Genomic DNA, 22,547 nt, shown 5'->3' on the forward strand with positions numbered 1-22,547 from the left:
GACAATTGAAGGCGATCTCAACATCGCCTTCAGTCGAAGCCTCGGGGAATTAAAGCGGAAACTGTCCCGGCATGGTCTCCATTGTGATCCATCGCAGATCGGTGAATTCAGCAATTCCCGCCGTGCCGCCGAAGCGACCGTATCCTGACGCCTTGGTGCCGCCGAAAGGCATCTGCGCTTCGTCATGTACCGTCGCGCCGTTGATGTGGCAGATGCCTGACCTAATGCGCCGCGCCACCGCTATCGCCCGCGCCGTATCGCGGCTGAAGACTGCGGCCGTAAGCCCATATTCGCTATCATTGGCAAGGCGTATAGCATCCTCTTCGTCCTTTGCCCGGACGATGGCAACCACCGGCCCAAAGCTTTCTTCCGAATAGAGACGCATCTCCCGGGTAACCCGATCGGCGACCTGCGCGGGCATCAAGACCCCTTCCGTCAAACCGGCGCTAGTTACCGTTGCTCCCTTCAAGGATGCATCCGCGATCAACGCCTCCACCTTTCGAACCGTGCTCACATCGACAACGGCGCCAAGCGGCGCTTTTCCCTCGATTGGATTGCCTGCGGTAAGGACTTTCGCGCGCTCCACGAATTTCGAAACGAACTCCTCCGCAATTTCGGGGACAACGATGATGCGCTCGGTCGACATGCAGATCTGGCCCTGGTTGAAGAACGCGCCGAAGATTGCAGCCTTGACCGCCTCGTCGATATCGGCATCCCTCAGCACCAGCAGCGGAGCCTTGCCGCCAAGCTCGAGCAGGACCGGCTTCAGGTTTCTTGCCGCACGTTCCGCGATAATCCGTCCAACCTTGGTCGAGCCGGTAAAATTAATGCGCCGAACCTCGGGATGGTCGATCAGAGCGCCCACGATCTCGGCTGCATCTTCCGGCGCGTTGGTGATGAAGCTGACCACGCCTGCAGGAACTCCGCCTTCTTCCAGCGCGTCGACAATCAGCGAATGCGTACGCGGGCAGATTTCCGAAGCCTTGAATATAACGGTGTTGCCGCATGCCAGCGGCGTTGCCAAAGCTCTTACACCCAGGATGACTGGTGCGTTCCACGGCGCGACGCCCAGGCAGACGCCCGCCGGCTCTCTCAAGGCCATGGAAAGGCAGCCCGGCTTGTCCGAGGGGATGACCTGTCCGGTGATCTGTGTCGTCAGCGACGCTGCCTCCCTCAGCATGGAGGAAGCCAGACCGACGTTAAACCGCGCCCAAGGCACTGTCGCGCCGATTTCGGTCGCCATTGCCTCGACGAATTCATCGCCCTTCGCCATAACCGCATCGGCTGCCTTAAGCAGAATTGCACGACGCGCATTCGGGCCAAGTGCCGACCAGGCCTGAAACGCTGCCGCTGCAGCGTCGGCCGAGGCAAGCGCATCGGCGACCGTCGCTGCTGCCGCTACAGACGCCGTTTTGCCGTCGATTGGATTGAGACGTTCAAAGGTGCGACCATCGGTCGCCGGCCTTTCGGAACCGCCTATTTTCAGATTGATAGTCTTCATTTGCCTTCCTCCCGATGGAATAAACTTATAGCCGGCTCCCTATCCTGGGCGCCATTTGTCCGGCGAAGCGCCATTCTGCCTTTGGCCAAAAACCAGCGTATTGCAGTCAGCCCTGTTCTGTCTGTAGATAGCGAGGCTCCGTGGTCGATTGCGCCCATGGCATCACCTTATCTATCGCTCATCAGGCGCACGGATATTTCTATCCAGGGTCGCCTTCCAGCTATTGTATAGACGCAAGTCCTGCAGTCCTGAAAACAAAATGAAATTGGAAAAAAGCGTCCCCCTGATCGTTGCCTGCGCACTCATCATGCAGCAGATCGATTCCACCGCCGTCGCGACAGCGCTGCCATCGATGGCAAATGCTCTCGGGGTGCCGCCGGTCAATCTCCATTCCACGATCACGATCTATCTTCTATCGCTCGGCATCTTCCTGCCTATCAGTGGTTGGCTTGCGGATCGCTTCGGTGCGCGCCGGGTCTTCTGCTCAGCGATCGGGATTTTCACGCTTGCCTCGCTGTTCTGCGCGGCCTCGACGAGCCTCACCATGCTAGTGCTTGCCCGCCTCCTTCAGGGCTTTGGCGGCGCCTTGATGCTGCCGACTGCGCGCCTGATCCTCGTGCGCTCGGTCCCCAAGGCGGAACTCGTTTCGGCCATGGTCATGATGAGCATGCCGGCGGTCGTCGGTCCGACGGTTGGCCCGCTGCTCGGCGGCTTCATCACCAGTGTCAGTTCCTGGCGCTGGATCTTCTGGATCAACCTGCCGGTCGGCATCATCGGCATCATCCTAACGCTTCTCTTCATCAAGGAAATCCCGCCGGTTGAACGGCCGCGCTTCGACATGACCGGCTTCGTGCTCTCGGCCCTGGGCATCGGCGCGCTTATCTCCGGTCTTGATTCCGCATCGCACGGGCTTAGCAGCAGCGCGATGCTGCTTGCCGGCATAGGAGTAGCGATCCTCGGTTTCTATATCCTCCACGCCCGTCGCCGGCCGGATCCCATCCTCGATCTCAAGCTCTTCAGGCATGCGACATTCCGCACCAGCCTGCTCGGCGGATCCCTGTTTCGGCTTGGCTTTGGCGCATTACCCTTCATGCTGCCGCTATTGATGCAGGAAGTCTTCGGATATTCACCGCTGCAATCAGGAGCCATCACCTTCGTATCGTCGATCGGCGCATTCGGCATGCGAACCGTGACGAAGCGCATTCTGCGCCGTTTCGGATTTCGCAGGATCCTGTTCTGGAATGCACTGATTTCCAGTCTTTCCATGGCTCTTTGCGGCAGTTTCACCTCCAGCACCGCGCCGGCCGTCATGGTGGTCATCATCATGCTGGGCGGCGTCTTCCGCGCGCTGGAATTCACCAGCATCAACACCCTGGCCTTTGCCGAGGTCAGTGAAGCGGAAATGAGCCACGCGACGACCTTATCGCAAATGGCGCAACGCATTTCCCAGAGCGTCGGAGTGGCAACGGCTGCCTCGCTGCTGCAGTTCTTCTCTCCAACGTCTACCGCTTTGACGAACCATGCCTTTTTGATCTCATTCCTGATCGTGGCCCTGGTTTCGGCTTCCTCCAGCCTTTCCTTCTTCCAATTGCCGGCAGGTGCAGGCGACGTGCTCGCAGGTCGCGCAAAGGAGCCGAAGCCAGCCTGACGGAAGTTGAGGGATTATAGAGCCGGTTGCCTCAGCTGCCCGCAGGGGCGAAACATCCCGCCTTGTGCGGGAACGCGGAGTGCGAGTCTGGAAATGTTCTCCGCGGCTTACAGAACGGTTCCGACGTGTCGTACGAAATTCATGGTTCGTCCCGCCTTGGCCTGTCTGGCCTTGACGAGCGAGAGCTCCGCCTCAAAATGGCCAGTAGCTCTCCGGCACCGACCACCACGGATTGAGGGAACGCCATATCCTGATACAAGGCTTTCACCGACCCTGATGGTCGATCCGCCATCTCTCGGCCCTGCCGGAGCCGGAATGGAAGCATCCTTATGATTGTACTCGGTCATCATCGTCCCCCCCGTCACTCGCAATCGGCGGATCATGTTCCTCCACATCATCCGCCCAAAAAATCGAAGCCGTCTTCCTGCAGTCAGGCGCCGGCTATATGATACGCCGCCATCAACTGCTCGCTGCCATTTACCACCATGTCGAGCGCCACGTAGACGATGATCGCAAGGCCGACCCAGCCGATCCATTTGAAACGGTTGAGCAATTTCGCTACGAGCGAGGATGCGGCTCCCATCAGCACCACTGATAGGACGAGGCCAAAGACCAGGGCATTCATGTTTTCCTTGGCCGCGCCGGCGACCGCGAGCACGTTGTCCAGCGACATCGACACATCGGCGAAAATGATCTGGCCTATTGCCTGCTGAAAGCGCTTGGGATGGCCGGCGGCATGCCGCACGCCTGCCGAACCGTCAGCGTGGATTTCGACCTCGTTCTCACCGACCAATTCGCGGAACATCGTCCAGCAGATCCAGAGGAGCATGAGCCCGCCGGCAAGAGTGATGCCTGTTACCATCAGCAGCTTTGCCGCGATAACGGCAAACAAAATGCGGATAACCGCTGCAGCTGCGATGCCGATCGCGATTGCCTTGCCGCGCACGTCCGCTGCAAGGCCCGCCGCCGCCATTCCGATGACGATGACGTTGTCTCCTGACAACAGGAGGTTGATCATGACCACTTCGAAATAGGCCGAGATCGTCGCGTGATCCAGATAAGCAGGCACTATCTTATGCTCCATCCCACAATGCTATTGAAGCGGCGCCTGGAAACTCGCTCTCCTCCGATCCAGCCACGCTTGCCATCAGGCAAATTTGCCGCCTTGCCCTGCCGCAACGCAACCTTGCGTTCGGCAAAACAGTCTTGATCGATCCGTCCGACACATCGCCGCGCTGAGCGCTCCGTTCCGGACGATTTGCATATCCCGCCGATCAGCGATCGGCGGGATATAGGGTTCATCGACGCCATCCCGTCCGGCGGCAGCCGCAAGACGAGCTTTGGTATCGATATGAGGGATTGCTGATGTTGCCTTAGAACTTGCGGTCGAACCGCAATATGCCGGCCCATGTATCGGCGTCGGCATCTTCCCAGCGAGTGTAGCTGATTTCCGGTTCGATCGTCAGAGCCTTGACCGGCCGGAAGGCAAGGTCAGCCGTGGCGGCGAAGATCTTCGAGTCGGTGTAGGCCACCTGCCAGTTGGTCTGCAGCTTCGGCGTCAGCTGATAGCTGAAGCCGGACCACAGAGCCCAGTCTCCCCAGCCGCAGTCGGCGCCGTTGTTAGGGCATGCGGAGGGATCAAGATAGGTGGCGGCATACTTGTTCATCTTGTCGCCGTCCGTATTCCAGCCGCCCATGACGAACGCCTGGAAATCATCGAAGTCGGCATCGACGCGCGCCTTGATCGCGCCTTCCTCGACGATCGAATCATAACCGCCGACCACCTTGAGGCTCCAGGCGCCACTCTTGTAGCCTGCGCCGGCGACGACATCCGGGGCGTAGTGATTTTCTTTCCCCGTCTGCCACGCTCCATCAAAAGAATCACTGTCGGCGGAGCTATTGGAATCTTCGAGCGAGATCACCGCCGAGAAACCGTTGGCATCAAACCTGTAGGTCATCTGGTTCAGCTCTTTCGGGCCGTCATAGACGACGTCATCGTTGATGACGTTCCCGGCGAAGCCCGTGTAGAGATTGTATTGCGAATCCAGCTTGCCGACCAGGAAGCCGCCCAGGCTGATATTGGCCGCGCGCAGCTTCATCTTGACGCTGCCGTCCCCCTGGGTATCCCAGCGAAGCTCGGTATTGGTCTTCAAGGCACCATATTCGGTGTCCGTCGCGGTATTGAAGTAAAGTTCGGCGCGCGTATGCCAGAATGTTCCGATACGGCTATCGGGATTATAGGCATCCTTCCACTCTCCTTCGCTTCGGGCACGACCGCCGATATTCAGACAGGTGTCCGTGCCCGGAATGAAGAAATAGCCTTTGCCGAACGCATCACAAATGCGGACATATTCGAGCGGTTCCGGCGATGCTGCGACGATCGCGTCAGCCGCAAAGGCCCCGGAAGCAGCCACGCCATACGCAGCCGCGCTCAATAGAAGTCGTCTTAATGTCATGATTATCCCCTAAAAACGGGGTACAGGAAGCCTGCCTCAAACCGGCCTTCCCTACCCCTCCTCCTGCGTCACGAATTTGTGATGCTGCGGCCGCCGGACGCAATATCGCGTTCAGCAAAATGGTCTTGACGAAATTTAAAGGGGTGTCAGACCGTAGCGGATGGTTTGACGGCAAAGTCAAATCCCCAACCAATACTGAGCCGCGTAGAAGTGGAGCCGCATCGTTATTCCGACTAGCCCCATCTTAGCTTGACAATTTACAGGAGGGGCCGGGTTATGCGATGACGATGGTGATGACTCAGGCTCCCAACATTACACGATCGAGTTTTGACGGGCTCGATCTCAACGACATCGTGATCTTTTCGCGAGTGGTGCAGCACGGCAGCTTCACGACTGCGGCCAAGCTGTTCGGCAAGTCGCCGTCCTACATGAGCAAGCACATCACCCAGCTCGAAAACGCGCTCAGCCTGACACTGCTGCACCGCTCTACCCATCATGTCTTTTTGACAGACGCAGGTAGCGTCTTTTTCGACCATTGCGTGCGTATCCTGAAGGAATTGGAAGCCGCCAAAGCCGACGCCGTCGGGCTGAGCGACGATCTCGCCGGCACATTGCGCGTGCATAGCACACCCGGCGTCGGGCAGGCTCTGGTCAGCCCGGCGATCGTCGATTTCATCGCGGAATATCCTTCAGTCACGGTCGACCTGACCATCAGCGCCAATTCCGCCAGCCTGATGGAGCGTGGTGTCGACGTCGTGGTCGGCAGCCGAAATTTCGATGATGACGAATCCTTCCACAGCGGCCTGTTCGAGCGCAAGCTGGGACCGGCCCCCTATGTCATCTGCGCCGCGCCAGCCTATCTCGAAAGGCACCCGCGGCCGGAAGACTTTCGGGATCTGGCACAGCACAATTGTCTGATCCACACGACACAGAAGCCTAACCCGCGTCATTGGGCTGCACGAATCGACGGTGAAGAGATCGCGGTCCGTGTGGAGGGAACGTTCCACTCCAATTTGGAAAGCACCATTCTCCTTGCCGCAATTCGCGGCTCGGGTGTCGCCCGCCTGCCGTTTTACAGCGTCATGAACGAACTGCGTTCCGGCTCCCTGATCTCGCTTTTCGCCGGCGAGATCGTTTCTCACCGCGTTATCAAGGCATTTTATCCGCGCAGCCGGTTCGTGCCGAAGAAATTGCGCGCCTTCCTGGCAATCCTCGAAACCCGTCTCGCCGAATCGGTCCACGGCAAGGACAGCGCCTCCTAGCTGCGGCCCTGCCGGGAACAGCCGGGAACTGAATTCTAATAAATACGCCCATCAGCCTGTCGGCGTGAGCTGGCATGGGCCACGGCATCTTCATGCATGCAGGAGAATGCGCACCGCCGGAATGATGCAGATAGAAAATAAATCTCACAATGCAGGATATCTTCAAAAACGCTGGACAGGAGATCGCGCTTTGGCGCATGGTGCGTTCGGAAAAGAAAGCGCGGCGGACGAAGCTGCGGGAGGAATATCTTGACGAAAAAAATCGAGCTCACGCTCGCCTGCGGTGATTACGAGATCGTGCGGCCTTTGCTTGAGGGCACGGTCTCCCCGGATGGCATCGAATTGACGATCCTCACGCAGATGGATTCCACGACAAGGCACTGGCGGTTTCTCAGAAACGGCGAGTTCGACATAGCAGAGGTATCCCTGTCGTCTTATATGGCCGCCAAGACGCGCGGGATGCCTTTTTCTGCCATTCCCGTCTTCCTGCACCGGCGTTTCAGACACGGCTTCATCTTCGTCAATTCGGCGAGCGGAATCCGCGAGCCGAAGGACCTGATCGGCCGCAAGGTTGGCGTGAAAAGCTATCTGGTAACGGCAACGCTGTGGCAGCGCGGACTTCTCGAAAGCGAATACGGCGTTCCGCATCAATCCATCGACTGGTATGCCGAACTCGACGAAGACGTCGACTTCAAGCCGCCGGAGGGATTGCGGCTGCATCGTCTGCCTGACGACAAATCGGTTGAGCAGATGCTGCTGGACGGAGAGATCGACGCCTTGCTGCACCCGGATCTGATCGAGCCGATCCTGAAGCGCGACCCGCGCGTCGGCCGCCTCTTTCCCGACTACAAGCGGGAGGAGATCGCCTATTACGAGCGCACAGGCATCTTCCCGATCATGCATGTGCTCGGCATCCGTCCGGAGATCGTCGAGCGCCATCCCTGGGTTCCGATCAATCTCTATCATGCTTTCAACGAGGCCAAGCGCATCGCCATGAAGCGCATGGAGAATCCCCGCCTCGTGCCGCTCGCCTGGTATCGCGAAGCGTGGGAGGAACAGCAGCAGATCATGGGCGACGATCCCTGGGCCTACGGAGTTGAGGGACAGAATCGAAAGACGCTGGAAACGGTCATCGGCTACGCCCATCAGCAAGGGCTGATCGACCGCCAGGTGACGCTTTCCGAACTTTTCCTGGACATGTCGCAGGGCCGAAAGCGCGGGGACAAGCATCGTGTGTAGCGACTGCGACGCGGCGAATGGGAAGGCCGATTTTAAACCGGCCTGGAGCGAAACTACTTTCCATTGCGAGGGCATGGGGGAGCGAAAGCAGATGCATGACGACCTGAAGCAGAGAATGATCGAGGCTGGCCGAATCTTGGAACAGGCCGGCCAGGGCGACTGGACACGCGGCCATATTTCCGTACGCGTCCCCGATCAGCCGGATCGCTTCTACATGAAGGCGTCGAAGATCGGGCTGGAAGAGATGACCCTCGACAACATCATCACCGTCGGCCTCGACGGCGAAAAGATCGAGGGAGACCACGGGCGCCACAACGAGGTCTATATCCATTCCGAGGTCCTGCGCGCCCGGCCGGACATCAACGCGGTGGTGCATACCCACGCGCCCTATTCCGTCAGCTTTTCCGCGCTCGGAAAGCCGCTGCAGCCGATCGGCCACCCCGGCTCGATCTTCGCGGAGGGCCTGCCGGTGTTTGCCGAGACGACCGAACTCATCACTACGGCAGAACGCGGACGTGCGGTCGCTGCAGCACTCGGTGAATATGGCGCCATGCTTTTGCAAAATCACGGCATCGTCACGGCCGCCCCCAGCATCGAGCAGGCGATCTATCTGGCGCTTTCCCTCGAAAACGCCTGCATGATGCAGCTATGGGTCGAGGCAGCCGGAGGCGCCAAGGCGCTGGGCAAGCCGGAAGATATCAAGGCAAAGCGCAAGCACATGTTCCGCGAGGAAATGTTCAAGGCGACCTTCGCCTATCTGGTCCGTCGGCTGAAGCGCGGCTGAGGGGCGCACCATCCTCCCAGGGACCAGGAGGATGGTGTCCTGCTGCTCCCTGGGATTGAAGGTCCGGAGCATTTCGATCTCGATCCGCCTTGCGGATCGCGCCAACCGGATGGTTCAATTCCGTTCGGCCATTCCCGCCCGGCCGAGTTCCTTGGTCGGGAAGACCAGGGACTTGATGACAACGGGCACGGCGCCCGAGGTTTCCAGCATGCCGCCAATGTCGATGAAATCGAATTCATCGAGCTTGATGCCGTCGATGGAGACGAGATTGGCGACGCCGGCTTCCGCCTTGCAATGCATCCCGACGAGACCGCCGACATCGCCGTCACCGACGAGGATCAGCGGATGGCCCTTGCCGAGAACATCGGACAATCCATCAATCACGCCACGGCAAAAATCGTCGAGCCGACGATAGCTGGCCGACCCCTGCCATTCGTAGCAGAGCGCGACTGGGCTTTCGCCTGCCGCAAGATCAAGCCGTGCCAGGCCGGCTTTGACCTTTGCGGCCACATCGCTAGGATCTATCACCTCGTCGAAGGAGAGTTCCGGCTTGATGACGGGGACGTTTTTGACAGGCAATAGCGAAAGCGGATGCACGAAGATCGTGCTGCCGCTGACCTGCACGGTGTATTGCGATGCCCCGACAACGGTCGCCCGGATGCCCTGCGCCGGACGTTCCAGACGCGGCGGCCATTGGCGCAATTTCTCACGCAACGCCTCCGCCAGAAGCGGACCGAGATCGCTGAACTCCTCCTGCGTCTCGCCGTAGAAGAATTCCGAAACACCGCCTGAGATCGTCACAATGTCGGGCGCGGGAGCAGACGGCAGCGGCGGCAGGCGATGCAGATCGAGCGTTTCCTTCGGCATCTCGCCGCCGGTCATCGCCTCGAAGAGCTGGTCGACCATGCATGCCGCAAGCTTGCGCGCATCCCGCTGTGACAGCACGCTCCCGCGTTCGAGGACGATGCCGGCCCGATGGGCAAAATAGCGACCGGCCTCCTCGATGCGGGTGATCCTGCGATCGGCGTCGAATGCAACGATACGGGCGCCGATGTCAATCGCGGAAATATTGCGGATGGCGCCATTGGCGCAGCGCGCAAGTTTGGACGTGCCGCCGCCGATATCGACGTTGAGAACGGTGGCTCCCGTTTCTCCCGAGCGCGCCACCGCCCCCGAGCCGAAGGCGGCAAGCGTCGTCTCCAGCCCATCGCCGGCGCTGACGACAACGAACTTGCCGGTCTGTTCGGAGAAGATCTCGCCGATCGCCCGCGCATTGCTGCGCCGGACGGCAACGCCGGTGAGGATAAGCGCACCGGTATCGATCGTTTCAGGCGTGATGCCGGCCGCGTCATATTGCGCCTTGATGAAGGCGCCGAGCACGTCGGCATCGATCTCGTCCTCGCCGCGATAGGGTGTCAGCAGCACGTCGGACTGATGCAGCAGCGTGCGTTCGACGACCATGTAACGCGTATCGAGCCGCTCCAGCACGATACGTGAAAAGGCGAGATGGGAGGTCGAAGACCCGATATCGATGCCGACGCTGACCAGCACGATTTCGTCTTCGACTTCCATGCTGCGGCCGATATTCGAGAAGAATATCCGGCCGCCCTGTTCTTCCTCGTCATCGGCCATTGGATCAGACGACGGTCGACAGCTTCTTGGTCGTGTCGGACGGCTTTTCGTACCATTCCGGCTTCATGCGGACCTCGACGCCGTTCTTGTTCAGAAGCGCCTCATATTCCTCGCGGATATGCGGATCTTCCATCCAGTACGGGATCGCAGTGCCGCCTTCGTTGACATCGATCGCGGTGTAGTCCGTGTGCTTCTCGCCAGGCGCACCGGGATCGCGACCCGGATTGTGCGGGCCGAACCAAGCCGTCAGACGGAATGGCTCCTTGGAGACGCTGAAATGCTGGTGATACCAGCGTGCGCCGCCCGGAGCCGCCGTGACCATGCCGTACTGACCGTAGTCGAGACGGCGGACGCGGTCGGCATGGCCGTTCGCCCACGGATTGACACCGCATTCTTCCGGCCAGGTATAGGTATAGCCCTGACCCTTGAGGCAGATCAGGATTGCGGCCGAAGTATGCGCATGCGCCTTGGAGTAACGGCCGTTCTCGTGCTGGCCGATCCAGTAGTAGAAGGCGTTGTTGGTCATGAAGGGCTCGACGCGGCGATAGCCGACCGAACGACGGTTGTCGAGCGGCAGCTCGCAGTTGACGGCATCAGGCATGAAATTGGTGCGGCGCATGGCAAGGCCGCGCACCGGATCCGGCTCGATCTCTTCGCGATACTTGTAGAAGTCATCTGCGCCGGAGAAGCGGTCGCGGAAAATGAAGGGATTGCTGAAGACGGCATCGACGTTCTGGATCTGGTTCAGCACGTTCGGGGCAGTCGTGCCGCCGAGCAGAAGCGCCGGGCTGTTGGTGGCGTTGACGATGCGGTGCATGGCGTTCATCGGGATTGAGAACATCGATCCTTCCTGCCATTCGAAGATGTGCTTCTTGCCTTCGCCTTCGATCCAAACTTCGGTCGAGCCACGGCCTTCGACGACGAGGTAGATTTCCTCGTACATATGCTTTTCAGGATTGAGCGCGCCTGCGGCCGGAACCTCGACGAGGTGGCAGCCCCACTTGGTTTCCGTTCCGTAAAGCTGGATATAGGTGCCGCGGCCGCCGGTGCGCTTCCAGGGTTTCAGCGGCAGGTTCTTGACGCTGTCGACGCCGAGATCGCGGAAGACCGGAATACCCTCTTCTTCCATGAACTGGTCATAGGGGGTCGGCTGCTTCTTGAACTCGCCGAAGCCTGCCTTCTTCGTGCCTGCCGGCTCATGCCAGTGCGTGCCCGTGCCGCCGCCAAGTGGATCCTGATGCATATAGATACTCCTCTTCAATACGGGGCGGGCAATCGCAATCGCCGAACTGCACCGCTCCTCCCCTGGAATGCGATTTAAAAACGTTCCTTCATAAGGAACATTGTTCTTGTCTTGAAATTACAGCGAGCGCCCTCGCAAATCAACGCGGCGGTAGGCCCATTCCGGCAACACAGTCTTTCCGTCGCTCACGAGAACAACAATGACTTGATGACGACGGGAATGACCCCCGGCGGATCGATAAATTCGCCGAGATCCACGAAATCGAGATCCTTCAGCTGGACCCCGTCGATAGAAATGAGATTCGTGCCGAGACTTAGTTCGCGATCCAGGATGCGCCCAATGGTTTGGCCGATATCGCCATCGATCATCAACACCAGGAGTTCCTCGCGCTGGCCCTCAGGAGCCAGGGCAAGCTTGATGGCTTTTGCCATCGCCAGCAGGCGCTGATAGTCCGGCAGGCCGGTCCATGCGAAGGCAAGCGCCAGGGGCTCTGCGATACCGCGATCCTGCCGGTCGATACCCGCGCGAAAAGCTTCAGCCACCGCCTGCACGTCGATCTCTTCTTCAAGAGGCATGCCCAGATGGATGACCGGAATATTGTGCGAAGGCAGCCCCTTCGATCCGCGTCGATAGACCGTCTTTCCGCTCACCTGCACAGTGAACTGCGAGGCACCGATGACAGTGGCGCGGATGCGTTGACCGGCATCGACGATCGGAATGGTGATGCGCGGCTTCAGCTGCTCGACGATTTCACGCGCCAGGAGCTGGGCGATATCGCCGTGCTCGGCCTGTTCGTAGTTGAAGATATATTCGGAGACGCCGCCCGAAAACGTGATGTAATCGGGTGCGCCCTTGCGTTCGAGCGGTTCGGTCAGCTCCAGCCGCCGGCCAAGCTCGTCCAGCGGAGCGCCGAGTATCTCGTCTACGGCCACGGCGGCAAGACGCCTGGCGATCGCCCGGCGGGCGGAAGGATCGGCAAGCGTACCCGGATCGATGGAAATGCCGAGTTCCTCGGCGACCATCCGCGCGGAATCGTCGACACGCGTCCACACTCCGTTCTTGTCTTGCGCGACCAGACGCCCGCCGACAGCAAAGGCGGCAACGCTGGCGATTTCGCCGTTCTCGATCATGGCAAGCTTCGTCGTGCCGCCGCCGATATCGACGTGCAGACCACGCCCCTTTCGCTTTTTCGAAAGCGCCGTCGCTCCCGACCCATGGGCGGCCAGCATGCATTCCAGCTTGTGACCCGCGGTCGCGCAGACAAAGCGGCCGGATTCGCTGGCGAAGATTTCGTCGATCGCGCGGGCATTCTTCCGCTTGATCGCCTCGCCGGTCAGGATGACGGCGCCTGTATCGATATGGCTGCGTTTGAAACCGGCATCGTGATAGCAGTGCTGGAAAAAGTGCCGCAGCTCATGTGCATCGATGGTGCCATCAGGCAAGAAAGGCGTCAGCAGGATGGGAGAACGCCAGACGATCTGACGATCGATCACGACGAAGCGGCTGGACAGTTCCTCGGTTTCGCGCTGCAGCGTCACGCGCGCAAACAACAGGTGAGAGGTGGAGCTGCCGATATCGATGCCAACAGTCAGAAGCTCGACCGTCTCCTGCCGCCAGAGCCAGTCGGAAATCGTCTGCCGCTCCTCCTCGGTCATGTCCTCATGTTCGTGGTCCAGATCCATATCGTGCACGTAGGTACCTCCTTACTTGCAAGTCTGCTGCCTTCATATCCATCGCGGACGATGAAAAAGGCAAACGCCCCGCGCGACGACGCACGGGACGTTTGCATCTCAATGGGTCGATCTCAGGTCGCGGGACCTGCGAGAATCGGCGTCTGGATAACCCCTGTCAGCTGCTCCTTCGGGATCGCGAGGATAGCGGGCTCGTCGAAGACATCGCCCATGGCCGAGGGAACGCCCGTCTTCTGCAGTTCCTCCAGGAACTTGCGATGAACGCGCGGATCCTGATCCTCGTACTCGATCTGGCGTCCGCCATCCTTGACCGAAGTGGCACCACCGCCTTCGGCGCTCTTGCGACGAAGCGAGATGAAAGGGTAGCGGCGGCTACCGAGACTGCAGGCAACATAACGCGCCGGCTGATCGCAAGTATTAAAGTGCTGATGGTACATCCAGAAGGGCGGCGTGTACATGAAACCATGACGCCATGGGATTTCCTTGAATTCGGAATCGCCCTCGTACCACATCAGCGAATAGCCTTCGCCGTCGACTGCATGAACGTGCGTGCCGGCAGCATGACGATGCGCCTTCTTGTAGCGGCCAACCGGCATCTGCGAGACATGCGAGTGCATGGTGCCATCGGCAAGCACGAAATTGACGTTGAGCGATCCCTTCCCGCGACCTTCGAACTCGTAGAGCTTGAAGCCTGTCAGGTCATGGACGAAATTGGTTTCCCAGACGTTCTGTACCTTGCGAACGGACGCCCCGCCATAGGTGTACAGCGCACCATCGCCTTCGAAATAGCGCGATCCGCCGAGCCGATCCTCAAAGGCGAAGTTGTTGGCGAAGACGAAATCGAGGTTATGGTAGAGATTGATGGTCAGCGGCGCATCGTTGGTGCACGAAAGCCGGACCGTTTCCTGGCCCGAGCCGTTGTGGAACTGGTACTCGCAGTTGAGCGGGATGGCGAAAAGTGCCTTGGGACCCCATTCGAATGTCCGCGTTTCACCGTTGGGAAGCCAAACGGTCGTCGAGCCGTAACCGGACAGCACGTAGAAGAACGCTTCGTACAAATGCTTGACGGGCCTGGTCTTCTTGCCCGGCAGAACCTCGATGACGTAATTGGCCATGAAATCGCCCATGCCGACGGTATGGGCGAAGCAGCCGCGCGCGTCATAGCGATCCCATGCCGCGGTTTCGAGGGCCAGAAGATCGTGGCCATAGTCAAAATGCACCGGGATACCCTCGCCGCCCGACCAGTCGGCATAGGGGTCGACGAGGAATTTCTTGTTGTCCGGATCCGGCACCGGCGTCGGGTCGTTACTCTGGACTAGCTGGTCTGTACTGGCCATCGGTCTACTTTCTGGTGGCTAATGATTGAATGATGCGGATGGAGGCGGAAAACACGGGCAACACCTCGCCGCTGAGCGGATACGCATTTTCCGGAGCGGTCCGAACGCATGCGCGGGCGTGAAACGGGAGGCCGGCAGGAATGTGGCAGGTCCTCTCACGCGAGCCCGCCCTCTGTGCGCGGCAACGGATTCATATCGAAAGCTGAGATCAGGTACCCCTTATCGAACATATGCCGGGCCACCACGGCGAACCTCATCTCGCCAGTTCCGACCACTCCGACCCTCATTTGTGGTCCTCCTCGACCGTCGCCCTTACGCAATCGAATGTCCTAGCGCCATCGGACGCCACATTGGGTGGCGTCCGATGGCGAAAGCGGCTTGCCTATTGGTCCTGAAGGGACTCCTTCAGAAAACTGACGATCTCCGGCGTTTGGTCCATTGCCCGCTTGACCAAGCCGCTCACGCTGTCGCCGACCTTCGGATCGACCGGCAGTCCCAGCTCTTTGGTCTTGGCAAGGAATTCCGGGTCAGAGACTGCTGCCGCATAGGCGTCGCGCAGTGTCTTCAGACGGTCGGCAGGCATATCCGGCGGCCCGGCCGTCAAGCGCGAAATGTCGCTCTGGGACTGAACCAGGGCAATGACCTTCTTGGCGGCATCGTTGTCGACAAGCGACGACAGTTGCGGCACATCCGTATCTAACCCGCCGATCTGAGCGATCATCTTGCCGTTTCCGGCATCAACGAAAGGCTGGAAGCTGGAGCGCGAGGCGATAATGCCCTGAACCTCGCCGCGGCGCATGGCGAGCTGATCATCGCTGCCGTTATAGCCCGAAACGATCTCGATCTTCAGACCGAGCGCCTTGATCAGCATGGTCGTCTCGGTGGTCGAGGCGCTGCCGACGCCCGCGGAGGCAAACTTGATCGGCTCCTTGAGATTCTTCAGGTCGTCATAGCTATTGATGCCGGAATCCTTGGAGACGACGATCACGCGCGGATCGGAGGAAAAGCTGCCGATCCACGACATCTTCGTCAGGTCAAACCTGATACCCGGATTGCCAGCCAGCTGTCCGTAGACCAGCCCGGTGTTGAAGGTGCCGAAGGTCAATCCATCCGGATCGGAAGCGTAGATGAAGTTCGCGCCGATCAGATGACCCGCACCGGGCATGTTCTGCACGACAAAGGTCGAGCCCGGAAGATGCTTCTGCATGAACTGGGCGATCAGGCGGCCGTTGGTATCGTAACCGCCGCCGGGACCGGTCGCGACAATATAATTGACAGTCTTGCCTTTGAAGAAGCCGGGGCCGTCATCGGCCCTGGCAGCGCCTGCCCAGGCGCCGGCCAGGGCGGCGATCGCCAACACCGCCGTGCGAAGTGATTTCATAGTCAATTGCAGTCCTCCCTCGTGTTGTCGGAAAATACGGGTGGGCTTGCCTTCCTCTGAGGCATTCATGCCGACCCGCTCATTGTCGTATCGTTGCCCGGAACACTCCGGGCGCAGCCGGTTGAAGCCGGAAGACCGCTCAGAGCGCTCCATTCTGGAAGCGTTGCATGAGCCATTTCGTCGCGAAGCCCTCATGCAGTTCGATGCCGAGAAACGCGCCGAACACCAGGTAAAGCACCGCAGTCGCAATCACGGCCAAGAGCAGCGAGAATTTCCAACTCTTCTTTGCCTGGGTGCGCAGGGTCGCTGCCAGCATGATCGGTGCGCTGACATAGAAGCCGAAAAGAAGGATCGCGACGATGAAGCTGATGAAATAGCCCCACATGGCCATTTCCTGCGGCACCGTATGCGGCCCGAACTCCGGAAGCTCCGGATCAGCCTCCTGGACAGCCAATGCTGCCGCAGCCGCCGGAGCCTGCGTCGGCACATGATGGTGTCGGCCATGGGAAGACGACGCCTTGTGCGAATACAGGTCCATACCGAGCTGAAGAAGACAGAGCGCCATGCCTGGTATGCCGACGATCAGCGGCATGAATCGCGCCTTGGCGGGAAAGCCGAAGGCCAAACCGACCATAACCGAGAAAATCACAAGCATGACGGCGGTGAGAAAAGTGCTGAAGCTGATGTTTTTCAGGGTCATGAGCTGACCTCCATGCGAGACGCAGCGTTGGAGCTGGTCGACCGGAAATTCTTGTAGAACGCATAGGCAATCAGGCCGACGATCATCGCGATCAGGACGAGCGACATGGGACGCAGGAAGAAGCTGAAACCCCAAAGCTGCAACGCCTGATGCAGCGACGCCTCCGCCTTGCCGCCGAGCACCAGCCCGATGACGAAGGGTGCACGCGGCCAATCCGCTCTCAGGAAGCCATAGCCGATGGCGCTGAAGACGACGAGAACGACGAGATTCTGCCACTGGAAATCACTGACGAAGCAGCCCAGCGAAACAAAGACGAGAATGAACGGCACCAGCACACGGCCATCGACGAAGGTCAGGACCGCAACCCAGCGGCAGATGACGAGGAGCAGGCTGACGGCGATGAGATTGCCGACGACCAGGGCCCAGATCAGCGTCCACACGAGATCAAGATGCTTGGTCACCATCAGGGCACCCGGCTGGACGCCGAGGATCAGGAAAGCGCCGAGCAGCACGGCCATGCCGGAACTGCCGGGAATGCCGAAGAACAGGGTCGGAAGCAGCGAACCGCCTTCCTTGGCGTTGCTGGCGGTTTCCGGCGCAATAACGCCTTCGATCGCTCCCTTGCCGAAACGCTCCGGATGCTTGGAGCTCTGCACCGCATGACCGTAACACAGCCAGGCTGCCGTCGAGCCGCCGAGGCCCGGGATCATGCCGATAATGGCGCCGATAATAGATGTACGCACGACCAGCCACCAGTTGCGCGGCACTTCCATGACGCCCGACAGGAGCTGCTGGTATGAGAAGCCCTTGTCCATCGGCACGGCCGAGATCGAGCCGCCCTTTGTGCTGAGCGAAATCATTTCCGGCACGGCGAACATGGCAAGCACTGCGGTCACGAGGCTGACGCCGTCCCACAGGAACAGCATGTGGCCGGCGTAACGCGGCGTACCGGTGATGGAGTCCATGCCGATGGTCGACAGCATCAATCCGTAGAAGCCGACGATCAGGCCTTTGACGATCTTGTCGCCGCTTGAAAGGAAAGCAATGAAGCTGATGCCGAGCAGGGCGATCAGGAAAAATTCCGCCGGACTGAACATCATGATGACAGGTTCGAGAACCGGGATCATGATCGCAAAAACGATTGCGCCAATGATGCCGCCGACGCCTGATGCAGTAATACTGGCGCCGAGAGCCCTCGCGGCTTGTCCCTGCTTTGCGAGTGGATAGCCGTCAAGCGTGGTCGCCGCATCGTCGCCATCACCGGGAATGCCGAACATGATGCTCGATATCTGGCCGCTGGTGCCGTTTACGGCATGCATCGTCAACAGGAAGACGCAGCCGGAAACCGTATCCATGCCGTAGACGAACGGTATGGCCATGGCAATCGACAGCTTGCCCCCGATTCCAGGGGTGACGCCGACCAGCAGCCCGAAGAAGACTGCGATCAACATCAGTCCCATGATGTGGGGAGAGCTCACCAGACCGTAGAGCGCCCCGAACATAGTTCCAATCATTTCAGATTCCGATCCTCCCAATTTCGGGCAGCAAAGGCTGTCCGCCCTCGCAATACCGCGGCGCTCCCACGCAACTCAGATGGCGATATTGCGAGCGTCATGTCCTCCGACACCCTCTCGTCATTTGAGGCACGCCTCGAAATTTTGTCCAAAGCAAAAATTTATGCTTAGTCCAACAGTTTTTACGCTGGCTCGCATTAGAGGCACGCGGAAGATAGCCACTCAGCATCCATCGCATCGCGCCAACCTGCTGTAATAATTTTGATATTTCGCGCAACGGAGAGGAGATCGCCCTGCTGGCGCAGTAAGTTTTTCTTAATTCCAAACTAAGCCGAAATGCCATGGACTTCCCATGGAGCCAGAATAGCATTCCGCCATTGGCCCGATGCGCCGGTCAAATCGTCCGCTTCGGAGTGCCTTTTTCAGCAGGAATCGTAATGGACAAGCCAGTCGACGACAGAATTGCAATATCGCCTCCGCACGTGCGGCTGCAGGCGCTGCTCGCCTCGTTTTTGCGCCTTGGCACCTCTTCGTTCGGCGGCGGCATGTCGGGATGGACGCATCGCGAGATCGTCGAGCGCCGGCAGTGGCTCGATGAAGACAATTTCCTGAAGACGCTGACGATTGCGCAAATCCTTCCCGGTGCCAACCCGGTCAATCTTGCAGTCTATATCGGCCTGAAGCTCAGAGGTGTCGTCGGCGCGGCAATTGCCTTCGTTGGCATGATCGCACCCGCATTCGTTGCCATCCTGCTGATCCGTCTCGTCTATGTTCAGCTCAGTCCTTATGCCGAAACCCACGCCGTCCTGCGTGGCTTTGCCTGCATCGGCATCGCCTCGACGCTGGCAATGGGGATAAAGACCGCCAAACGGCTGCGGAGGGAAACCGCTTCAATCGCCATTGCTCTCTCGGTCTTTGTCATGGTCGGACCGCTGCACTGGCCGCTTATTCCCGTAGTCGCCGTCGCCATTCCCGTCAGCATCGCGGCGGCCTTCCTGCAGGCAAGGAGCTGAGTGCGATCATGGCTGACGGAAAGCTTCTGAACCTCGTGCTCCTCTGTGTACCGCTTTCGCTGGTCTCCTTCGGCGGCGGGCAATCGATCATCGCCGGACTGCAGCATCAGACCGTCGACATTCAGCACATTCTGACTGCCCGTGAATTTACCGACTACTATGCCATTTCACGGGCGGCGCCCGGACCTGGAACATTGATCGTCGTATTGATCGGCTGGCATATCGCCGGCATCCTCGGCGCGCTCGCCGCAATGCTCGCCATCTTCGTTCCGTCCTCCGCCGTCGTTTGCATCTTCGGCAGTATCTGGCAACGCCATCGCCACGCGGCATGGGCAGTTGCCGTCGAGCGTGGGCTGGCCCCAGTGGCCGCCGGCCTGATCTTCGCCGGCGCTTTTGCCGTCTCGGTGGCCGCCGGTCTTACCTTGATCGACATGGCCACGGTGGGAGTGGGAACGGCGGTCCTGTTCCGCAGCAAGATCGGCGCCTACCCTCTGCTGGCGGCGGCTGCCGTCCTCTACTTTCTTCTGGCTCTCGGCGGCATGGCCTGATTTCTCGGGTTCCATCCGCCAGCCGCGACCTCGCACGACAGCCGCAAACCCCTCTCATCGAAAAATCGCCGGACCCGAATTGACCGGCTGTCATTTCGCGTTATTATACTCCATAGGAGAACGTCGTTCTACATAGAAGAACATTGACGCTCGGAGGAGGTAAATCAATATGACAGACCCGTTGGTCCTGCGGACTTCCGTCGGAAAGCACGCTCATGTTCAGCCATTGAGAGACGGTCGCGTTCGCTCCGAGCGCGTAAGCCTGGAATTCCGCGACTACGAGCCGCTTCCCAAGGCATTTCGCACCATGGTGCGCGGCGACGAACTGGACGTCTCCGAAATGGCTGTCGTCACGCATCTGCTTGCGCACCACTACGGCAAGCCGATCACCGGCATAGCCATTCCCCTCTGGAGCAGGCTGCCGCACACCAATCTCGTCAGTCCCGCCGATTCGAGCATTGCCGGGCCATTGGATCTGCAGGGCAGCAAGGTCGGCGTGCGCGCCTATGCACAGACCTCCGGCGTCTGGGTGCGCGGCGTGCTTCAATCCGAATATGGCGTCGACCTCAACAGCATCATCTGGCTCACCATGGAGGATGCGCATCTGGAGGAATACGACGATCCGGCCATCGCCGTGCGAAACCAGTCGTCTTCCGGTCTGCGCCAGCTGATGAGGGCGGGCGAGCTTTCGGCGATCATGGGCGAGCGCGAGGTCGATCCATCAGGCATCCGCTCCGTAATCCCGGAGGCGGAAACGGCCGCCAAGGCATGGATAGCCCGCACCGGCATCTATCCGATCAATCATATCCTGACCGTGCGGACCCCCATCCTGGAAGCCCATCCCTGGCTGGCCCAGGAGCTGATGGAGATGTTCGACGAAGCCCGCCGCATTGCCGAAGCGGATGGCGCCGCCGCACCGCCGGCCTATGGGCTGGAAGCCAATCGTCGTTCCCTTCAGCTCGCCTTCGATTTCTCCGCCCAGCAATTGATTACGCCGCGCGTCTACGACGTCAGCGAGCTTTTCCATCCGATCTGAGATCACGACATCACAGCGTGGGTCTGACGATCCGCGCCTCGAATGCAAAGGCATCCCATCATGATCATCGATATCCACGGACATTACACGACAGAACCGCAGGCGCTTCACCAGTTCCGTGACAAGCAGCTTGCCGGGCTGGCCGACCCCATGCGGCGCCCGACCACCAGCGATCTCGGCATATCCGAAGACATGCTGCGTGAATCGGTGGCGCCGCAGCTCAAATTCCAGCAGGAACGCGGCAGCGACCTGACCATCTTCTCGCCACGCGCCGCCGGCATGGCCCATCATGTCGGCACCGAGGCGATCAGCATGCAATGGTCGGCCATGTCCAACGACCTGATCCACCGCATCTGCAAGCTATTGCCGGACAATTTTGCCGCTGTCGGCCAATTGCCTCAGCATCCCGGCGCCCCGCCCAAGAACTGCATTCCCGAATTGCGCCGCATCGTCACCGAACTCGATTTCGTCGGCGTCAACCTCAATCCGGATCCATCAGGCGGCTACTGGACCGATCCGCCGCTGACCGACCGCCAGTGGTATCCGATCTATGAGGTGCTTTGCGAGCTGGAAGTCCCGGCGATGATTCACGTCACCTCGTCGTGCAATCCGAATTTCCATCACACCGGCGCACATTATATCAATGGCGATACCACCGCCTTCATGCAGCTGCTGCAGGGCGATCTGTTCCGGGATTTCCCGATGCTGAAATTCGTTATTCCGCACGGCGGCGGCGCTGTTCCCTTCCATTGGGGTCGCTATCGCGGCCTCGCGCAGGAAATGAAGAAGCCGCTGCTTGCCGACCACCTGCTCAAAAACGTGTTCTTCGACACCTGTGTCTATCACTATCCCGGCATCGAACTGATGGCGAAGGTCGTGCCGGTCGACAACATCCTTTTCGCGTCGGAGATGCTCGGTGCGGTCAAGGGCATCGATCCTGAAACCGGCCACCACTACGACGACACCAAGCGCTATATCGATCAACTCGATACGCTTGATGAGGCAAGCCGCTACAAGATCTTCGAGGGCAATGCCCGTCGGGTCTATCCGCGGCTGGACGCCCAGCTCGCAAAGCGCGGCCGACCGGGCAAAGCATGATGCGCCCGTTGCCGGCTCCCGCCAGCCTCCGCTTAGCAGCAGCAGAGGTCGTCGCTGTCGGAAATGATCGCGTTCTTCATCCAGTAGGGAGGCAGGTCGTCCTGCGTGGTCTCGGCGACAGGCTTGAATGCCTTGAAGACATGCCGCGTCTCAGGCGTCGTCCAGAACGTGACCACCGTCTCCAGCGGTGGGCAGCCCGGCATGCCGCAGGCGAGCTCGGACACCATGACGGGGACATCGTCGCCGAGCGAAAAACGCTCGCGCGTCCAGTCCTTCAGGCGGCGGATAGCTGCAAGCTGTTCGGTGTTTCTGGTGGCTGTCTTGAGCATGGCTTCGAACCGGGGAAACGCCGGCGCCCGTGTGGCGCCAAGTCGAGGAATAAATAGGGCGCGGGTCCCGCGCTTGTCAAAGCAGATCACGGAAAAGCAACGGTGACCGGTCGCGCATACAGCCAAACGGTTTCA

Annotated in this window: 19 protein-coding genes; 8 read left to right on the forward strand and 11 right to left on the reverse strand. The window is 59.7% G+C overall.

What is annotated here, in order from left to right; translation table 11 throughout:
- Positions 1-49: 49 nt before the first annotated feature.
- Positions 50-1,501: an aldehyde dehydrogenase gene (locus EV561_RS14705; protein WP_132522691.1), complete on the reverse strand. Its 1,452-nt coding sequence runs from the start codon at positions 1,499-1,501 to the stop codon at positions 50-52.
- A 259-nt stretch (positions 1,502-1,760) separates the two neighbouring features.
- On the opposite strand from EV561_RS14705, the gene EV561_RS14710 reads away from it, so the two are divergent.
- A complete protein-coding gene (locus tag EV561_RS14710; RefSeq protein WP_132522692.1) occupies positions 1,761-3,149 on the forward strand; it encodes a DHA2 family efflux MFS transporter permease subunit in 1,389 nt (462 codons plus the stop codon).
- Positions 3,150-3,579: 430 nt separating this feature from the next.
- Here EV561_RS14710 and EV561_RS14715 read toward each other — a convergent pair whose 3' ends face one another.
- Both EV561_RS14715 and EV561_RS14720 read right to left on the reverse strand, forming a co-directional pair.
- On the reverse strand, positions 3,580-4,218 hold the full coding sequence (locus EV561_RS14715) for a YjbE family putative metal transport protein (RefSeq protein ID WP_245512670.1): 639 nt from the start codon (positions 4,216-4,218) through the stop codon (positions 3,580-3,582).
- Positions 4,219-4,522: 304 nt separating this feature from the next.
- The gene (locus tag EV561_RS14720; RefSeq protein WP_132522694.1) at positions 4,523-5,605 is read right to left on the reverse strand and encodes a porin; all 1,083 of its coding nucleotides are present in this window, start codon (positions 5,603-5,605) and stop codon (positions 4,523-4,525) included.
- Positions 5,606-5,886: 281 nt separating this feature from the next.
- On the opposite strand from EV561_RS14720, the gene EV561_RS14725 reads away from it, so the two are divergent.
- The 3 genes from EV561_RS14725 (at position 5,887) to EV561_RS14735 (ending at position 8,890) form a co-directional block, all read left to right on the forward strand.
- Entirely contained in the window at positions 5,887-6,867 is a 981-nt protein-coding gene (locus EV561_RS14725) for a LysR family transcriptional regulator (protein ID WP_132522695.1), read from the forward strand.
- Positions 6,868-7,116: 249 nt separating this feature from the next.
- The gene (locus tag EV561_RS14730) at positions 7,117-8,106 is read left to right on the forward strand and encodes a PhnD/SsuA/transferrin family substrate-binding protein (protein WP_132522696.1); all 990 of its coding nucleotides are present in this window, start codon (positions 7,117-7,119) and stop codon (positions 8,104-8,106) included.
- A gap of 91 nt (positions 8,107-8,197) precedes the next feature.
- Complete coding sequence (locus EV561_RS14735; RefSeq protein WP_149339873.1) at positions 8,198-8,890, forward strand: class II aldolase/adducin family protein; 693 nt, start codon at positions 8,198-8,200, stop codon at positions 8,888-8,890.
- Positions 8,891-9,004: 114 nt separating this feature from the next.
- On the opposite strand, the gene EV561_RS14740 is transcribed toward EV561_RS14735, so the two are convergent.
- The 7 genes from EV561_RS14740 to EV561_RS14770 all read right to left on the reverse strand — a co-directional run bounded on the left by EV561_RS14740 (position 9,005) and on the right by EV561_RS14770 (position 18,388).
- Entirely contained in the window at positions 9,005-10,522 is a 1,518-nt protein-coding gene (locus EV561_RS14740; protein WP_132522698.1) for an ethanolamine ammonia-lyase reactivating factor EutA, read from the reverse strand.
- Positions 10,523-10,526: 4 nt separating this feature from the next.
- Positions 10,527-11,765 carry a cupin domain-containing protein gene (locus EV561_RS14745; RefSeq protein ID WP_132522699.1) on the reverse strand — a complete coding sequence of 413 codons (1,239 nt, stop codon included), beginning with the start codon at positions 11,763-11,765 and terminating at the stop codon, positions 10,527-10,529.
- A 185-nt stretch (positions 11,766-11,950) separates the two neighbouring features.
- The gene (locus tag EV561_RS14750; RefSeq protein WP_245512687.1) at positions 11,951-13,447 is read right to left on the reverse strand and encodes an ethanolamine ammonia-lyase reactivating factor EutA; all 1,497 of its coding nucleotides are present in this window, start codon (positions 13,445-13,447) and stop codon (positions 11,951-11,953) included.
- A gap of 122 nt (positions 13,448-13,569) precedes the next feature.
- The gene (locus tag EV561_RS14755) at positions 13,570-14,793 is read right to left on the reverse strand and encodes a hypothetical protein (protein ID WP_207910537.1); all 1,224 of its coding nucleotides are present in this window, start codon (positions 14,791-14,793) and stop codon (positions 13,570-13,572) included.
- Positions 14,794-15,175: 382 nt separating this feature from the next.
- Positions 15,176-16,174 carry a tripartite tricarboxylate transporter substrate-binding protein gene (locus EV561_RS14760; protein WP_245512688.1) on the reverse strand — a complete coding sequence of 333 codons (999 nt, stop codon included), beginning with the start codon at positions 16,172-16,174 and terminating at the stop codon, positions 15,176-15,178.
- 139 nt (positions 16,175-16,313) lie between these two features.
- Positions 16,314-16,874 (reverse strand): tripartite tricarboxylate transporter TctB family protein, encoded by a 561-nt coding sequence (locus EV561_RS14765; protein ID WP_132522702.1) that lies wholly within the window; start codon positions 16,872-16,874, stop codon positions 16,314-16,316.
- Entirely contained in the window at positions 16,871-18,388 is a 1,518-nt protein-coding gene (locus EV561_RS14770) for a tripartite tricarboxylate transporter permease (protein WP_132522704.1), read from the reverse strand. Before EV561_RS14770 ends, EV561_RS14765 begins: the two co-directional genes overlap by 4 nt.
- Positions 18,389-18,825: 437 nt before the next feature.
- Here EV561_RS14770 and EV561_RS14775 point away from each other — a divergent pair, with 437 nt between their 5' ends.
- The 4 genes from EV561_RS14775 (at position 18,826) to EV561_RS14790 (ending at position 22,083) form a co-directional block, all read left to right on the forward strand.
- A complete protein-coding gene (locus EV561_RS14775; protein WP_165927809.1) occupies positions 18,826-19,401 on the forward strand; it encodes a chromate transporter in 576 nt (191 codons plus the stop codon).
- A gap of 8 nt (positions 19,402-19,409) precedes the next feature.
- Positions 19,410-19,949 (forward strand): chromate transporter, encoded by a 540-nt coding sequence (locus EV561_RS14780; protein WP_132522708.1) that lies wholly within the window; start codon positions 19,410-19,412, stop codon positions 19,947-19,949.
- A gap of 169 nt (positions 19,950-20,118) precedes the next feature.
- Positions 20,119-20,985, forward strand: a complete 867-nt coding sequence (locus EV561_RS14785; RefSeq protein ID WP_132522710.1) for a phosphate ABC transporter substrate-binding protein — start codon at positions 20,119-20,121, stop codon at positions 20,983-20,985.
- A gap of 60 nt (positions 20,986-21,045) precedes the next feature.
- Positions 21,046-22,083 (forward strand): amidohydrolase family protein, encoded by a 1,038-nt coding sequence (locus EV561_RS14790; protein WP_132522712.1) that lies wholly within the window; start codon positions 21,046-21,048, stop codon positions 22,081-22,083.
- Between the two features lie 32 nt (positions 22,084-22,115).
- On the opposite strand, the gene EV561_RS14795 is transcribed toward EV561_RS14790, so the two are convergent.
- Complete coding sequence (locus EV561_RS14795; RefSeq protein WP_132522714.1) at positions 22,116-22,412, reverse strand: hypothetical protein; 297 nt, start codon at positions 22,410-22,412, stop codon at positions 22,116-22,118.
- Positions 22,413-22,547 lie beyond the last annotated feature (135 nt).

The sequence above is a fragment of the Rhizobium sp. BK376 genome (assembly GCF_004341625.1).
Taxonomy (GTDB): Bacteria; Pseudomonadota; Alphaproteobacteria; order Rhizobiales; family Rhizobiaceae; genus Rhizobium.

Bases quoted from the DNA above. Each gene is read 5' to 3' on its own strand.
- EV561_RS14705 (WP_132522691.1), bottom strand. From the start codon at position 1,501: ATGAAGACTATCAATCTGAAAATAGGCGGTTCCGAAAGGCCGGCGACC.
- EV561_RS14710 (WP_132522692.1), top strand. From the start codon at position 1,761: ATGAAATTGGAAAAAAGCGTCCCCCTGATCGTTGCCTGCGCACTCATC.
- EV561_RS14720 (WP_132522694.1), bottom strand. From the start codon at position 5,605: ATGACATTAAGACGACTTCTATTGAGCGCGGCTGCGTATGGCGTGGCT.
- EV561_RS14725 (WP_132522695.1), top strand. From the start codon at position 5,887: ATGACGATGGTGATGACTCAGGCTCCCAACATTACACGATCGAGTTTT.
- EV561_RS14735 (WP_149339873.1), top strand. From the start codon at position 8,198: ATGCATGACGACCTGAAGCAGAGAATGATCGAGGCTGGCCGAATCTTG.
- EV561_RS14740 (WP_132522698.1), bottom strand. From the start codon at position 10,522: ATGGCCGATGACGAGGAAGAACAGGGCGGCCGGATATTCTTCTCGAAT.
- EV561_RS14745 (WP_132522699.1), bottom strand. From the start codon at position 11,765: ATGCATCAGGATCCACTTGGCGGCGGCACGGGCACGCACTGGCATGAG.
- EV561_RS14750 (WP_245512687.1), bottom strand. From the start codon at position 13,447: ATGGATCTGGACCACGAACATGAGGACATGACCGAGGAGGAGCGGCAG.
- EV561_RS14755 (WP_207910537.1), bottom strand. From the start codon at position 14,793: ATGGCCAGTACAGACCAGCTAGTCCAGAGTAACGACCCGACGCCGGTG.
- EV561_RS14760 (WP_245512688.1), bottom strand. From the start codon at position 16,174: ATGAAATCACTTCGCACGGCGGTGTTGGCGATCGCCGCCCTGGCCGGC.
- EV561_RS14765 (WP_132522702.1), bottom strand. From the start codon at position 16,874: ATGACCCTGAAAAACATCAGCTTCAGCACTTTTCTCACCGCCGTCATG.
- EV561_RS14770 (WP_132522704.1), bottom strand. From the start codon at position 18,388: ATGATTGGAACTATGTTCGGGGCGCTCTACGGTCTGGTGAGCTCTCCC.
- EV561_RS14775 (WP_165927809.1), top strand. From the start codon at position 18,826: ATGGACAAGCCAGTCGACGACAGAATTGCAATATCGCCTCCGCACGTG.
- EV561_RS14780 (WP_132522708.1), top strand. From the start codon at position 19,410: ATGGCTGACGGAAAGCTTCTGAACCTCGTGCTCCTCTGTGTACCGCTT.
- EV561_RS14785 (WP_132522710.1), top strand. From the start codon at position 20,119: ATGACAGACCCGTTGGTCCTGCGGACTTCCGTCGGAAAGCACGCTCAT.
- EV561_RS14790 (WP_132522712.1), top strand. From the start codon at position 21,046: ATGATCATCGATATCCACGGACATTACACGACAGAACCGCAGGCGCTT.
- EV561_RS14795 (WP_132522714.1), bottom strand. From the start codon at position 22,412: ATGCTCAAGACAGCCACCAGAAACACCGAACAGCTTGCAGCTATCCGC.